Source organism: Nocardioides sp. dk884 (assembly GCF_009557055.1).
GTDB lineage: Bacteria > Actinomycetota > Actinomycetes > Propionibacteriales > Nocardioidaceae > Nocardioides.
Genome location: NZ_CP045649.1, coordinates 1,574,474 through 1,587,816, shown reverse-complemented (window position 1 = coordinate 1,587,816; position 13,343 = coordinate 1,574,474). Strand labels below are relative to the sequence as shown.

Annotated in this window: 16 protein-coding genes; 2 read left to right on the top strand and 14 right to left on the bottom strand. The window is 72.8% G+C overall.

Annotated features, from left to right (window positions below; genetic code table 11):
• The first annotated feature begins 193 nt into the window (after positions 1-193).
• Both GFH29_RS07735 and GFH29_RS07730 read left to right on the top strand, forming a co-directional pair.
• Positions 194-601 carry a hypothetical protein gene (locus GFH29_RS07735; RefSeq protein WP_153322794.1) on the top strand — a complete coding sequence of 136 codons (408 nt, stop codon included), beginning with the start codon at positions 194-196 and terminating at the stop codon, positions 599-601.
• An 8-nt stretch (positions 602-609) separates the two neighbouring features.
• On the top strand, positions 610-1,923 hold the full coding sequence (locus GFH29_RS07730) for an HNH endonuclease signature motif containing protein (protein WP_153322793.1): 1,314 nt from the start codon (positions 610-612) through the stop codon (positions 1,921-1,923).
• Positions 1,924-1,989: 66 nt separating this feature from the next.
• Here GFH29_RS07730 and GFH29_RS20800 read toward each other — a convergent pair whose 3' ends face one another.
• From GFH29_RS20800 to murG, 14 genes are all read right to left on the bottom strand, one after another.
• Positions 1,990-2,310 (bottom strand): transposase, encoded by a 321-nt coding sequence (locus GFH29_RS20800; RefSeq protein ID WP_267128543.1) that lies wholly within the window; start codon positions 2,308-2,310, stop codon positions 1,990-1,992.
• Positions 2,311-2,319: 9 nt separating this feature from the next.
• Positions 2,320-2,784: a GNAT family N-acetyltransferase gene (locus GFH29_RS07720; RefSeq protein ID WP_153322792.1), complete on the bottom strand. Its 465-nt coding sequence runs from the start codon at positions 2,782-2,784 to the stop codon at positions 2,320-2,322.
• Positions 2,771-3,706, bottom strand: coding sequence for an RluA family pseudouridine synthase (locus GFH29_RS07715; RefSeq protein ID WP_153322791.1), 936 nt, complete (start codon positions 3,704-3,706; stop codon positions 2,771-2,773). The genes GFH29_RS07720 and GFH29_RS07715 overlap by 14 nt, the downstream gene beginning before the upstream one ends.
• Positions 3,703-4,167 (bottom strand): signal peptidase II, encoded by a 465-nt coding sequence (gene lspA / locus GFH29_RS07710; RefSeq protein ID WP_267128535.1) that lies wholly within the window; start codon positions 4,165-4,167, stop codon positions 3,703-3,705. Before lspA ends, GFH29_RS07715 begins: the two co-directional genes overlap by 4 nt.
• 56 nt (positions 4,168-4,223) lie before the next feature.
• Positions 4,224-5,093 carry a TraR/DksA family transcriptional regulator gene (locus GFH29_RS07705; RefSeq protein ID WP_228387831.1) on the bottom strand — a complete coding sequence of 290 codons (870 nt, stop codon included), beginning with the start codon at positions 5,091-5,093 and terminating at the stop codon, positions 4,224-4,226.
• A 203-nt stretch (positions 5,094-5,296) separates the two neighbouring features.
• A complete protein-coding gene (locus tag GFH29_RS07700; protein ID WP_228387830.1) occupies positions 5,297-6,055 on the bottom strand; it encodes a DivIVA domain-containing protein in 759 nt (252 codons plus the stop codon).
• Between the two features lie 92 nt (positions 6,056-6,147).
• Positions 6,148-6,438, bottom strand: a complete 291-nt coding sequence (locus GFH29_RS07695; RefSeq protein ID WP_153322788.1) for a YggT family protein — start codon at positions 6,436-6,438, stop codon at positions 6,148-6,150.
• A gap of 80 nt (positions 6,439-6,518) precedes the next feature.
• Positions 6,519-7,010, bottom strand: coding sequence for a cell division protein SepF (locus tag GFH29_RS07690; RefSeq protein WP_153322787.1), 492 nt, complete (start codon positions 7,008-7,010; stop codon positions 6,519-6,521).
• Between the two features lie 61 nt (positions 7,011-7,071).
• Positions 7,072-7,773 (bottom strand): YggS family pyridoxal phosphate-dependent enzyme, encoded by a 702-nt coding sequence (locus GFH29_RS07685; protein ID WP_153322786.1) that lies wholly within the window; start codon positions 7,771-7,773, stop codon positions 7,072-7,074.
• On the bottom strand, positions 7,770-8,492 hold the full coding sequence (gene pgeF, locus GFH29_RS07680; RefSeq protein ID WP_153322785.1) for a peptidoglycan editing factor PgeF: 723 nt from the start codon (positions 8,490-8,492) through the stop codon (positions 7,770-7,772). Before pgeF ends, GFH29_RS07685 begins: the two co-directional genes overlap by 4 nt.
• 49 nt (positions 8,493-8,541) lie before the next feature.
• Positions 8,542-9,822 (bottom strand): cell division protein FtsZ, encoded by a 1,281-nt coding sequence (gene ftsZ / locus GFH29_RS07675; protein ID WP_153322784.1) that lies wholly within the window; start codon positions 9,820-9,822, stop codon positions 8,542-8,544.
• 265 nt (positions 9,823-10,087) lie between these two features.
• Positions 10,088-10,825, bottom strand: coding sequence for a cell division protein FtsQ/DivIB (locus GFH29_RS07670; RefSeq protein WP_153322783.1), 738 nt, complete (start codon positions 10,823-10,825; stop codon positions 10,088-10,090).
• The gene (gene murC / locus GFH29_RS07665) at positions 10,818-12,245 is read right to left on the bottom strand and encodes a UDP-N-acetylmuramate--L-alanine ligase (protein WP_153322782.1); all 1,428 of its coding nucleotides are present in this window, start codon (positions 12,243-12,245) and stop codon (positions 10,818-10,820) included. Before murC ends, GFH29_RS07670 begins: the two co-directional genes overlap by 8 nt.
• On the bottom strand, positions 12,242-13,327 hold the full coding sequence (murG, locus tag GFH29_RS07660; RefSeq protein WP_153322781.1) for an undecaprenyldiphospho-muramoylpentapeptide beta-N-acetylglucosaminyltransferase: 1,086 nt from the start codon (positions 13,325-13,327) through the stop codon (positions 12,242-12,244). Before murG ends, murC begins: the two co-directional genes overlap by 4 nt.
• Positions 13,328-13,343: the final 16 nt, after the last annotated feature.

Below are 13,343 nucleotides of genomic sequence, written 5' to 3'. Positions count from 1 at the left end.
TGCCCTCCACCCTGACAGGCATCACCGACACTCCTCCGCCGTGTGAGATGTGCGTCGGCGCACCCGGCGTGTCCGCTGGCGGAGGGTCGATCCGGACGGTCCGTCGATCGAATTCTGGTCGTTGCGCAACGGCAAGCGCCGGCGAGCGGCCGTCGCTCGAGCCCGGGCTTGAGTAGCTGGCCTGATCAGTAGCTTGACCGTCGAGCGTGAGGTCTTGGTCGTCATCAAACTCGACCGCCTGGTCCGCGCGAAGCGCCGCAACGACGCGAAGTCCGACCCCCTAGAGGCGGCCCGTGCCGCCCGCGAGGCCCTGCCCCCGCCCCGGCCGTGCACCCCGCGCGTCGGCGGGACCCGGCAGGCGCTCTCGGCGCTGCTGAGCACCCGCAGGTCCGCAGTCAAGACCGCCACCGATGCCCGATACCAGCTGTTCGCCCTGACCATCGCCGCCCCGCAGCAGATACGGGACCGGTTCGCCAGCCAGAAGCTGCCGGTGGTGTGCGCACGGCGGCCGCCCCGTCGGTCGAGCTCGTCGAGACCACTGCCACGAAGGTTGGAAACTTCCGGCAGAGAAGCCCTTGTTCTCGAACGTGCGTTCGAGTAAGATGAGGCATGGCCTCCCCCGAACTCCCCGAGTGCGACACCCCAGCCGCCGTGCTGGCCTTCGCACAGCGCCGCCGGACTGCGGCCCAGCGGGCGGAGATCGAGGTCTTGGAGGCCGCTCTGGTGTGGGCGTCGATGCATCCCGAGGAGTCGGTCGCCGAGGCGCCGACGAGCGGGCTGGTGTTCGGGGAGCTGGCCGTCCCGCTCGCGGGCGAGGGGACGCCGCTGGTGGCGGAGTTCGCGCCCATGGAGTTCGGCGCCGCGATCGGTATGTCCACCGACTCCGCCCGGGCGCTGGTCAGCGACGCGCTCGAGCTGGCCCACCGGCTCAAGCGCACCTGGAAGCTGGTCCGCGCCGGCAAGGTCCCGCTCTGGAAGGCGCGGCGGCTCGCGCAGCTGACCACCACACTCCCCCTCGACGGGGCCGAGTTCCTGGACCGCCACCTCGCGGCCTTCGTCGGGAAGATCAGCTGGGCCGGGATCGAGCGGCTCGTCGACCAGGCCCGGGTCACGTTCGACCCCGAAGGTGCCGAGAAGGACCGCCTCGAAGCGGCCGACGGGCGCCGCTTCGACGTGCGCACCGACGGGGCCACCCACGACGGCACCGTGCACGTCGAGGGTGTCCTCGATCTTGCCGACGCGATCGACCTAGACACCGCGATCCGGCAGGGTGCCGAGGGGCTCGTCGCCCTCGGTTCCACCGAGTCGCTGGACGTGCGGCGCTCGATGGCGGCCGGCGAGCTTGCCCGGCGCCAGCTCGCCTTCGACCTGCGCGCCGAAGCCGGTGACGGTGCCGGTGCCGCCTCGGTGGTCAAGCCCCGACAGGTCGTCATCCACGTCCACCTCTCCCACGCAGCGATCAGCCGCGACGAGGCGGGGATCGCGCATGTCGAGGAGACCCGCAGCATCGTGTCGACCGACCAGGTCCGTGACTGGTGCAGCGGCGACGCGCAGGTGACGGTCAAGCCGGTCATCGACCTCGAGGCCCACCACCACACCGACGCCTACGCCGTCCCCGACCGGCTCACCGAGCAGACCCGTCTGACCCAGCAGGTCTGCGCCTTCCCGTGGTGTGAGCGGCCGGCCCGGCGCTGCGACACCGACCACGTCACCGCCCACGGCGCGGGACCGAGCGGGGGCCCGACCTGCTCCTGCAACCTCGCCCCGCTCTGCCGGCGCCACCATCGGGCGAAGACCCACACCGCGTGGACCTACGACAAGACCGACGCCACGACGTACCTCTGGCGATCGCCGCACGGGCTGCACCTCATCAAGGACCGCAGCACCACCCGCCTCGTCACCGCGCACCCGCCCGACGAGTAGGTCGACCGCCCCGGACCCCGCCAGCAGCCAGCCGGCGGGGCTACACCCCTGCCTGGACCCGGGTTCCTAGCCTGCGGACGCTCCTGTGTTTGGTGGAGGAGTCAGGGGCGGCGGTTGTCGAGGCGTCGGTAGAGATCGGTCGTGGGCGATGGAGCGCCCGAGGCAGCGGCGGATCTCGCTGCCTCCGTAACGGTGGAGCCGGTAGCGGTCGTAGGTCTCGCCGCTGTTGGCCGGGATCGGTGCAGCGCCGGCGAGGATCGCGAACGCAACCTCGCAGTGGATCCGGCCGGGGTGGGACCAGGCGCACAGCAAGACCGCGCGGCGGCCGGGCCGGCGGCCGGGAACTGAGAAGTCCGCAGCAGGACACCCGCCGACTACGCGGGGCAGTCTCGAGCGTCAGGCGGGTGCCCACTCCATGCGCAGGTCGGGCTGGCGCTCCTCGTTGTCCGAGCCGTCGGTGTGCTCGACCTCGACCAGGCCGTGGCGTGCGTAGAAGCGGCGGGCGGGGGTGTTGATCTCGAAGACCCACAGACCCAGGCCGTGGGGGCAGCGCTGCTTGGCCAGGTCGAGCAGCAGGCCGCCGATCCCCTGGTTCGCATGCGTGGGCGCGACGTACAGGTCGTCGATCCAGTCGGCGACCAGGCGCAGGTAGCCGACGACCTCACCGTCCACCTCGGCGACCCACGTCTCGTCGGTGCGCAGCCGCTCGGTCAGCCACCGGCGGACCTCGGCCTCCGGGCGGGCGGCCGGGGGCATCGTCCCGGCCGCCACCGCGGCGGCGCGGGAGGCGAGGTGCACCGCGACGACGCCCGGGGCGTCCTCGGGTCCGGCGGGCCTCAGGAGCAGATCAGCTGGCGTCACGGATGACGTCGAGGGCGTGGGCGAGGTCGTCGGGGTAGGACGACTCGTACTCCACGTGCTCCCCGGTGTCGGGGTGCTCGAACCCGAGTCGTACGGCGTGCAGCCACTGCCGCTCGAGCCCGACCCGCTTGGCCAGCACCGGGTCGGCGCCGTAGGTCAGGTCGGCGACGCACGGGTGCTTGAGCGCGGCCATGTGCACCCGGATCTGGTGGGTGCGCCCGGTCTCGAGGTGGATCTCCAACAGGCTGGCGAACCGGTGCGCCTCGAGCGTCTCGTAGTGCGTCACGCTGGGCCGCCCGTCGGCCATCACCGCGAACTTGTAGTCGGCCTTCGGGTGGCGCCCGATCGGCGCGTCCACGGTGCCCTGCAGCGGGTCGGGGTGACCCTGCACGAGCGCGTGGTAGGTCTTGGAGACCGTGCGGTGCCGGAAGGCGTTCTTGAGCAACGAGTAGGCGTGCTCGGACTTGCAGATCACCATCACACCGGAGGTCCCGACGTCGAGGCGCTGCACGATCCCCTGGCGCTCGGAGGCACCGCTGGTGGCGATCCGGAAACCGGCGCCGGCGAGGTGACCGACGACCGTCGGCCCGCTCCAACCCGGAGACGGGTGCACGGCGACGCCGACCGGCTTGTCGATCACCACGATGGAGTCGTCGTCGTGGATGATCTTGATGCCCTCGACGATCTCGGGGACGATCTCGAGCGGGTCGACCATGGTCGGGATCGTGACGTCGAGGACGGCGCCGGGCAGCACCCGGTCGCTCTTGGCGACCTCGGCCCCGTCCAGGCGGACATGTCCGGCGGCGACCAGGTCGGCGGCGCGACTGCGCGAGACGCCGAAGAGCCGTGCCATCGCGGCGTCGACGCGCTCGCCGGCCATGCTGTCGGGCACCAGCAGGGTGCGGTGGTCGTGGTGGTTCATGACTCGATTCTCGTACCGTCCAGGCGCAGTCCTCGGAAGGACTGCACGATGATCAGACCCGCAGCGCCCACGACGCACATGTCGGCCACGTTGAAGACCGGCCAGTTCGGGATCTGCAGGAAGTCGATGACATGGCCGCGCAGCGGGCCGGGGTCGCGCAGCAGCCGGTCGGTGAGGTTGCCGGCGACGCCGGCGAGCAGCATCCCCATGCCGATCGACCACCAGATCTCGCCGATGCGCCGGCTGAGCCAGAGGATGACGCAGACCGCCACGATCGCGATGCAGCTGAGCACCATCGTGTACTCCGTGCCGACGCTGAACGCCGCGCCCGGGTTGCGCACCAGGTGCAGCACCAGCACGTCACCGACGACGGAGACGTCGCGGTCCTGCAGCTCGGCGACCGCGAGCACCTTGGTGGCGATGTCGAGGACGTAGGCCGTCAGCGCGACGGCTGCGAACACATAGGCATAACGCCGCCGTCCGGCGGACCGTGTGGTCGCGGGCCCCTCCGGGGCACTCAGCGACGCTCCTCGCGCTGCTTGCATGTCATGCACAGTGTGGCACGCGGAAACGCCATGAGCCGCATCTTGCCGATCGCTTCGCCGCACGATTCGCACACCCCGTAGGTGCCGTCGTCGATGCGCCCCAGGGCGCGCTCGATCTGGGCCAGCTTGTCCCGCTCGTTGCGCAGCACGGTCAGCTCGTGGTCGCGCTCGAAGCTCGCCGCACCGACATCGGCCTGATCCTGCCCCGCACCGTCACCGGAGTCGCGCAGCAGCGCGGAGAGCTCGACCTCCTGGTCGTGCACCATCTCCTCGAGGTGGCTGCGCTGGCCGTGAAGCTCGTCCACGACCTCCTTGAGCTCGGTGCGGCTCCACGCCGACTCCCCCGCCTTGACGACGAGGGTCGAGGGAGACTGCCGCACCGGACGGCGTACGGCGGCGCGCCGCGCCGTGGTCGTGGTGCCCGTCTTCGAGCCGGCCGCCCTCGGGGCCGTGGCGGGCTCGGCGACCGGCGCCGCCTTCTTGGCCGGCGCCTTCTTCGCGGCTGCCTTCTTGGCCGGCGCCTTCTTCGCGGGCGCCTTCTTCGCGGGCGCCTTGTCCGCGGGCGGCTTGTCCGCGGGCTCCGCGGCGGGCGCCTTCTTCACCGGCGCCTTCTTGGTGGTGCTCTTCGTCGCCGGCTTCGCCGTCGAAGCGCTCGTCACCGCCGGCCCGCTCCTCGACGCGAGCACCCGACCCGCGCGCCGCCTCACCGGCGGGCTCGCGACCTCGGCCGGGGACTCGCTGGCGGGAGCCTCGGTGGCCGCGGGCAGCGGCGTACGTCCCATGGCCTTGCGGGCGGCGGTAGCCGCTTGGGCAGCCAGGGACTTCGTGGTCGAACGGGCCATGGTGGGCCTCCTCGAGAGCCTGCTCACGTGGTCTGCACCACGACGGTGCCGCGGACACTAGTCCTTCCGCGGCCGCTTCCCAACCCGTCATCCGACAGATTTTCCCCGGGACGAACGACCCGAGGACCCGGGACGAACGACGCCGCGGCCGGCCCCTCGTCGGGGCCGGCCGCGGCGTCGAGTGCTGCGTCGATGCGGTCCGATCAGCCCTCGTCGTCGCCCAGGATCGAGCGCAGACGCTTGGGCGCCGGCTGCTCGTCGGTGGGCGCGGCGGTCTCCGCGGAGCCGTTGAGCGCCTCCAGCTGCTGGCTGAAGTAGCTCTTGAGACGCGAGCGGTACTCGCGCTCGAAGGAGCGCAGCGTCTCCACCTCACCGGTGAGGCGGTCACGCTCGCGCTCGAGCTCGCCGAAGAGCTGCTGGCGCCGCTCGGCGGTCTCGGAGTCGAGCATCTGCGCGCGGGTGCGGGCGTCGGCCTCGAGGCGGTCGGCCTTCGACTTCGACTCCGACTCCAGGCGCTCGGCCTTGGTGCGCGCGGCGCCGACGATCTTGTCGGCCTCGTTCTTGGCCTCGTCCACGAGCTCGTCCGCGTTGCGCGTGGCGATCTCGAGCAGGCGGGCCGCGGCGTTGGAGGCCTGCGGGACCGTCTCGACGCGGATGGTCTCGGTCGGCGTCGCCGCCGCGGCGGGCGCGGGGGCCGGCGTCGGGGTCGGCGCGGGGGCCGGCTCCGGCTCCTTCGCCTTCACCGGCTCGGGCTTCGGCTGCTCGACCACGGCGGCCGGAGCCGGCGCGCCGGACTGGACCGAGGCGAGCTTGGCGCGAAGGTCGTCGTTCTCCTTGGTGAGGCGTGCCAGCTCGGCCTCCACCTCATCGAGGAACTGGTCGACCTCTCCCATGTCGTAGCCCTCACGAAGCCGGACGGGAGTAAAGCGCTTGTTGCTCACGTCCTCAGGCGTCAGCGGCATGACCTCACCCATTCATTTCGGTAGTGATGTGACGTGCGAACAATAGCGCCTGGCTCGGGGACGGACGTGATCCGCAGCCCGGCCTGACGCGGTCAGAGAAGAGCGCCCCGGATGATCTGCAACAGCACGTAGGTGCAGATCATGACGATCAGGAAGCTCAGGTCGAGGGCGATGCTGCCGAGCCGCAGCGGCGGGATCACCCGTCGCAGCGCCTTGATCGGCGGATCGGTGACGGTGTACACCGCCTCGAGCAGGAGCAGCAGCAGACCGGTGGGCTGCCAGGAGCGGGCGAACACCTGCACCCAGTCCACGATGAAACGCACCCACAGCATCCCGAAGAAGATCAGGACCGGGACGTAGAGGACGACGCCGATCAGCTCCACTGCGGGTGTGCTCCTGATGCTCGGGGTGCGGGACGTGGGACGGGGTGGTGCGGTGCTGCGCGGACCTGGTGGGGCCCGCCTCAGCTCTGGTTGAAGAAGCCACCCTCGGCGATGCGCTGCTTGTCCTCGGCCGCGACCGTCACGTTGGCCGGGGACAGCAGGAAGACCTTGTTGGTGACGCGCTCGATGGTGCCACGGGTGGCGAAGACGAGCCCAGCGGCGAAGTCGACGAGACGCTTGGCGTCGGCGTCGTCCATCTCGGAGAGGTTCATGATCACCGGGGTGCCCTCACGGAAGTTCTCCCCCACGGTGCGCGCCTCGTTGTAGGTGCGCGGGTGCAGGGTGAGGATGCGCGAGAGCTCGGCGACCTCGTGCGGCGGCACGGCGGCGGGCCGGCGGCGCTCGGAGATGTCGGCGACCGGCGCGGGGCGCGGCTCGCGGCTGCGGGGCTGGCGCGAGGCCGGCACCGCCTGGGTCTCGGCAGTGTGGGCGTCGTCGTACTCGTCGTCGTACCGACCGGTGTCCTCGACGAGGCCGAGGTACTCGCCGATCTTGCGCATCGCGCCGCTCATGACTGCTGCCCTTCGGATGTGGCCCCCCAGGTAGGGAGGGCACTTGACGGTGTCTTGGACATTACTGGAACCGGGGCCTCGAACCGAGGACCGCCGACCCGATCCGCACGTGTGTCGCACCGGCGGCGACGGCCTGCTCGAGGTCGTTGCTCATGCCGGCCGACAACCAGGTGGCCTCGGGGTGCTGGGTGAGGAAGGTACGCCGGATCTCCGCGAGCCTCGCGAACGCCCGGGCGGGGTCCTCGCCCAGCGGCGCGACGGCCATCAGGCCGCGCAGCCGGAGGTGCTCGGCGCCCTCGACGACCTCGGCGAGATCACCGAGGGTCTCCGGGTCGGCGCCGGCCCGGCCCGCTGCTCCGGGCGGGTCGAGGCTGACCTGGAGGAGCACGTCGACCTCGCGGCCCGCGGCGCCGCGATCCAGCGGGGCGACGAGCTTGGCGCGGTCGACGGAGTGCACCGCGTCGGCGTACCCGGCGATTGCGGCCGCCTTGTTGGACTGCAGCCCGCCGATGAAGTGCCAGCGCAGCCCGAGGTCGGCGCACTCGCGCGCCTTCTCGGCGGCCTCCTGGTGGCGATTCTCACCCACGTCGGTGACCCCGAGCCCGGCCAGCAGGCGTACGTCGGAGGCCGGGAAGAACTTGGTGACCACGAGGAGCGTCACCTCGTCGGGGGTGCGACCGGCGTCGTGGCAGGCGCGGGCGATCCGACCGCGGACCGCCTCGAGACCTGCCGCGAGCTCCTCGCGGCGAGCATCCGTGCTCATCCGCGCCTCCGCACCAGTCCGGCGAGACGGCCCGCAGAGGCGCCGTCGCGGCGGTGGGAGAACAGGTCGGGCGACTCCAGCGTGCAGCGGGAGACGTCGTGGACCGTGACGCCCGCGCGCTCGAGCTGGTGCCGCACTCCGGCGCCGAGGTCGAGCGCAGGAGTCCCGTGCCGCGTCGTGGCGCGGGTGGCGGGCTCCGCCTCGACGACCTCGGCCTGCAGCGACGCGGGCACCTCATAGCAGGACCCGCACACGTGGGGACCGATCCAGGCGCTCAGCGCGCCGGCGCCCCGCACGCGCATCGCCTCGACCGTGGCCGGCACCACGCCCGCGGCGACGCCGGCGCGACCGGCGTGCGCGGCCGCGACCACCCGCCCCGCCTCGTCGGCCAGCAGCACCGGGACGCAGTCGGCCACCCGCACCGTGAGCACGACGTCGGGACGGGTGCTGACCAGCGCGTCGCCCTCGGGCAGCACGCCGGATGCCTCGAGCGAATCGGCGTCCACGACCGCACGACCGTGCACCTGGACCATCTCGGCGACCCGCGCCCCGGGGGCGAAGTCGTCGAGCACGAGACGCAGGTTGGTCGCCCGCGACTCCGGAGAGTCACCGCCGGAGATCGCGAGGTTCAGCGAGTCGTACGGCGCGTCGCTGACCCCACCGAGACGATCGGTGAAGGCCAGGTCGACGGGGCCGTGGCTGGCGCGGTAGGCGTACATCCGGTCCGTAGGTGTCGTGGGTGAGCAGGCGGGCGAGGCAGCGCGTCGGCTACTTCAGGAAGTCCGGGACGTCGAGGTCGTCGTCGTCGAACTGCACCTGCGGCGGGGCCTGGCGCGGCGCCGGCGGCTGGGTGGGCTGCTGCGGCTGGTTGCCACGCGGGCCGCCCTGGGCGGGCTGGGCCTGCGGGGCGCCGTACTGCGAGCCCTGCTGGGCTGGCTGGCCCTGGGGTGCCTGCGGCGCCTGGCCGGTGGGGGCCGGACGCAGCGGCGACCCCTGGGCGGGGGCGGGACGCGTGCTCGCAGCGGCGGCGCGGGTCTCCTCCTGGGTCTGCTGAGGACGGGACTCGCGGCGCAGCACCGTGCCCTCGTCGCGACGCTTGGGGGTGCCGCCGTCGAAGCCGGCGGCGATCACGGTCACCCGGACCTCGTCGCCCAGGGCGTCGTCGATCGTCGCACCGAAGATGATGTTGGCCTCGGGGTGCACGGCCTGGGCGACCAGCGCCGCGGCCTCGTTGATCTCGAACAGGCCGAGGTCGGAACCACCGGCGATGGAGAGCAGCACGCCGTGCGCGCCGTCGATCGAGGCCTCGAGCAGCGGGCTGGACACGGCCATCTCGGCGGCGGCGACGGAGCGGTCCTCACCACGCGCCGAGCCGATGCCCATCAGCGCGGAGCCGGCGTTGGCCATGACTGACTTGACGTCGGCGAAGTCGAGGTTGATCAGGCCCGGGGTGGTGATCAGGTCGGTGATGCCGGAGACACCCTGCAGCAGCACCTGGTCGGCCTGCTTGAACGCGTCGAGCACCGAGACGTTGCGGTCGCTGATCGAGAGCAGCCGGTCGTTGGGGATCACGATGAGGGTGTCGACCTCCTCGCGCAGCGCGGCGATGCCCTCCTCGGCGGAGTTGGCGCGACGACGACCCTCGAAGGCGAACGGGCGGGTGACCACACCGATCGTCAGCGCACCCAGCGAGCGCGCGATGCGCGCGACGACCGGCGCACCGCCGGTGCCGGTGCCGCCACCCTCGCCGGCGGTCACGAAGACCATGTCGGCGCCCTTGAGGACCTCTTCGATCTCCTCGGCGTGGTCGTCGGCCGCCTGCGCACCCACGTCGGGGTTCGCGCCGGCACCGAGACCGCGGGTGAGCTCGCGGCCGATGTCGAGCTTGACGTCGGCGTCGCTCATCAAGAGCGCCTGGGCGTCGGTGTTGATGGCGATGAACTCGACGCCCTTGAGGCCGATCTCGATCATCCGGTTGACGGCGTTGACGCCGCCGCCACCGATGCCCACGACCTTGATGATGGCCAGGTAGTTCTGCGCTGCTGCCACGACGGCTTGCCTCTCGCTGATCGGGTCCGGTCGCCCGGACGCTCCGGATGACGGTTGGGTGCTGCTGTGCTGCTGGTGCTGATGTCTGGGGTGGGGGGACGCGGTGCTGCTCGACTCGGGAGCGCCACTCTCGGCGCAAACCCTGACCCTCAGGCTGAGGGTTATAGTTATGTCAACCTTGTCGTGATCACCACGGTAGGGCGAAGCACGGCGTGCTGCCGCATCGACACGCGCCTGAGGCGTGGAAGATCACACGAACTTTTTCTCAGGGCTGGATGGTGGGGCGCGCGGGGACGCTCACGTCGAAGACGCTCCCCTCCTGGCGCAGCAGGCCGGGCAGCACCTCGGCCTTGAGCTCGGTCTCCTCCGCGCTCCCCCACAGCACCTCGCGATCGTCGCGCAGCACGAACGAGATGCGGTCGATGCTCTCGACCTCGACGTGGTCGACGGTGGCGGCGAGGTCGCCCGGGAGCGCGGCGATCACCGCGGCGCTCTCGCGCAGCGCCTCGGAGTCGATCCCGCTGGCCGCCTGCACCCGGGGCAGGTCGTCGGGCATCTTCGGGTAGTCGCGGAACAGCACGCCGTCGGCGTCCATGCCGCGCACCCGGCCACTGAGCTCGACGACCGCGATCGCCGTGCGCTCCTCGATCTCGACCAGCACCCGGTCGGGCCACTGGCGGGTCACCTCGGCGTCCAGCACCGGCGCGAGCGCCTCGACACGCGCCTCGACGCCCGCCAGGTCGACCGAGACCAGCGCCCGGCCGTCGGGCACCTGCGCGGCCTCCGTGACCGCGGCGGCGTCGAGCACCGAGGTCCCCCGGACCTCGACGCCCTCCACCGAGAGCCAGGAGGAGAACCACAGCGCCCAGACCGTCGCACCGGCCACGAGGAGCACGAGGAACGCGGCCACGCCGTACTTCCACGTGAGCCAGCGCCGCCGCCACTGGCGACGGGCGAACCGGCGACGCGAGGCCTCCGCGTCGGGGAGGGCGCTCCTAGCCACCGGAACCCAGCAGGTCGAGGACCAGCGGCCCGACCTCCGTCACGCTGCCCGCGCCGAGGGTCAGCACCAGGTCGCCGGGCCGCGCCCGGGAGGCCAGCTCGCGCGCGGCCCCGGGGAGGTCGGACGCCCGGACCACACGCTCGGCCGGCAGCGGTACGGCGTCCGCCACCAGCGCCGCGGTGACCGCGGGGTCGGCCTCCTCACGGGCGAGGTGGATGGGGAGCACCACGACCTCGTCGGCCGCGCCGAGCGCCTCGCCCATCGCGGTGCCGAAGATGCGGGTGCGTGAGACCAGGTGGGGCTGGAAGGCGACCACGACGCGCCCGTCGCCGGCCACGGCGCGCGCCGCCTGCAGGTCGCCGGCGATCTCGACGGGGTGGTGGGCGTAGCTGTCGTAGACCCGCACGCCCGCGACCTCGCCCTTGCGCTCCATGCGGCGCCGGGTGCCGGCGAAGCCCTCCAGGCCGGCGCGCAGCCGGTCGAAGTCCAGGCCGAGGCGCAGGCCGACGGTGAGCGCGGCGAGGGCGTCGAGGACGTAGTGGCGGCCCGGGATCTGCAGGGTGACCCGGCCGAGCTCGGTGCCGCGGTCGAGGACGGTGAAGGCGGAGGTGGTGCCCGCGAAGACCAGGTCGACCGCGCGGACCTCCGCTGCGGCCGACTCCCCCACGGTCACGACGCGGCGACCGGCGCGCGCGGCGCGCTCGGCCAGCGCCGCCGCGCCCTCGTCGTCGGCCACGCAGACCAGGAAGCCGGCGGGGTCGACCCGATCGGCGAACCGGTCGAACGCGGCGCGGTAGGCCTCCTCGGTGCCCCAGTTGTCGAGGTGGTCGGCCTCGACGTTGGTGACGATCGCGGCGTAGGGCTCATAGACCAAGAACGCGCCGTCGGACTCGTCGGCCTCGGCGACGAACAGGTCGCTGCTGCCCTCCTCGGCGTTGGTGCCGGTCTGGGCCAGCTCCCCGCCCACGGCGTACGTCGGGTCCGCGCCGGCGGCCTGGAGGGCGACGGTGAGCAGCGAGGTGGTGGTGGTCTTGCCGTGCGTGCCGGCGACCGCGAGCACCCGGCGCCCGGCCATCACGGCGCTCAGCGCGGCGGAGCGCGGCAGCACCCGCAGGCCCTGGGCGACGGCCTCGAGGTATTCGGGGTTGTCCTCGCGCACTGCGGTGGAGACCACCAGGGTGTCGACGGCGTGCTCGGGGCCGCGCAGGTGGGCGGCGTCGTGACCGACGTGGACGCGGGCGCCGAGGTCGCGCAGCCGCTCCAGGGTGGGGCTGTCGACGCCGTCGCTGCCGCTGACCGCGACGCCGCGGGCCAGCATCAGGCGGGCGATCGCGGACAGCCCGGCGCCGCCGATGCCGACGAAGTGGACGCGGCCGAGGCGCTCGGCGGGCAGCAGCTCGTCGGGGACGGGGACCTTCATCGCGCACCCCCTGCGGCGGCCTCGAGCACGATGCGGGCCAGCTTGTCGTCGGCGTCGCGCGGGATCAGGCCGGTGGCCGCGGCGCTCATCGCCGCCAGCCGCACCGGGTCGGTGGCCAGACCGGGGACGTGCGCGGTGACCCAGTCGGTGGTGAAGTCGCCGTCGGCGACCAGCAGGGCTCCCCCGGCGTCGACGACCGGGCGGGCGTTGTGCTCCTGCTCGCCGTTGCCGTGCGGCAGCGGGACGAAGATCGCCGGCACGCCCACGGCTGCGGCCTCGGTGACGCTCGAGGCGCCCGAGCGGCAGACCATCAGGTCGGCGGCGGCGAGGGCGTAGTCCATGCGGTCCACGAACGGCACCACGACGTACGGCGCGCCGCCCTCGGTGTGCGGGTCGGCCTCGCCCTTCGGGCCGACGACGTGCAGCACCTGCACGCCCGCCGCGGCGAGCGCGGGGGCCGCACCGGAGACCGACTGGTTGAGCCGGCGCGCTCCCTGGGAGCCGCCGGTGACCACGAGGGTCGGGCGCTCGGGGTCGAGGCCGAAGAACTCCCGCGCCTCGGCGCGCAGCGCCGCCCGGTCCAGGGTCGAGATCATCCGGCGGATCGGGAGGCCGACGTACTCCGCTCGGGGCAGCGGGGTGTCGGGGAAGCTGACCGCGACGCGGCCGGCGACCCGGGCGCCGACCTTGTTGGCCAGGCCGGGCACGGCGTTCTGCTCGTGCACCACCAGGGGTACGCCGCGGCGCCGGGCGGCCAGGTAGGCCGGCATCGACACGTAGCCGCCGTAGCCGACCACGACGTCGGGGCGGACCTTGTCGAACACGTCGTGCGCGGCGCGGACCGCGGCACGCAGCCGGCCGGGCACGCGCAGCAGGTCCATGCCGGGCTTGCGCGGCAGCGGGACCGGCGGGACCAGCTCGAGGGGGTAGCCGGCGGCCGGGACCACGGTGTTCTCGAGCCCGCGAGGGGTGCCGAGGCAGGTGATCTCGGTGCTGGGGTCGAGACGCCGCAGGGCGTCGGCGGTGGCGATCAGGGGCGAGGTGTGGCCGGCGGTGCCTCCGCCGGCGAGTAGGACGCGCATCGGGGCCAACTCTAGG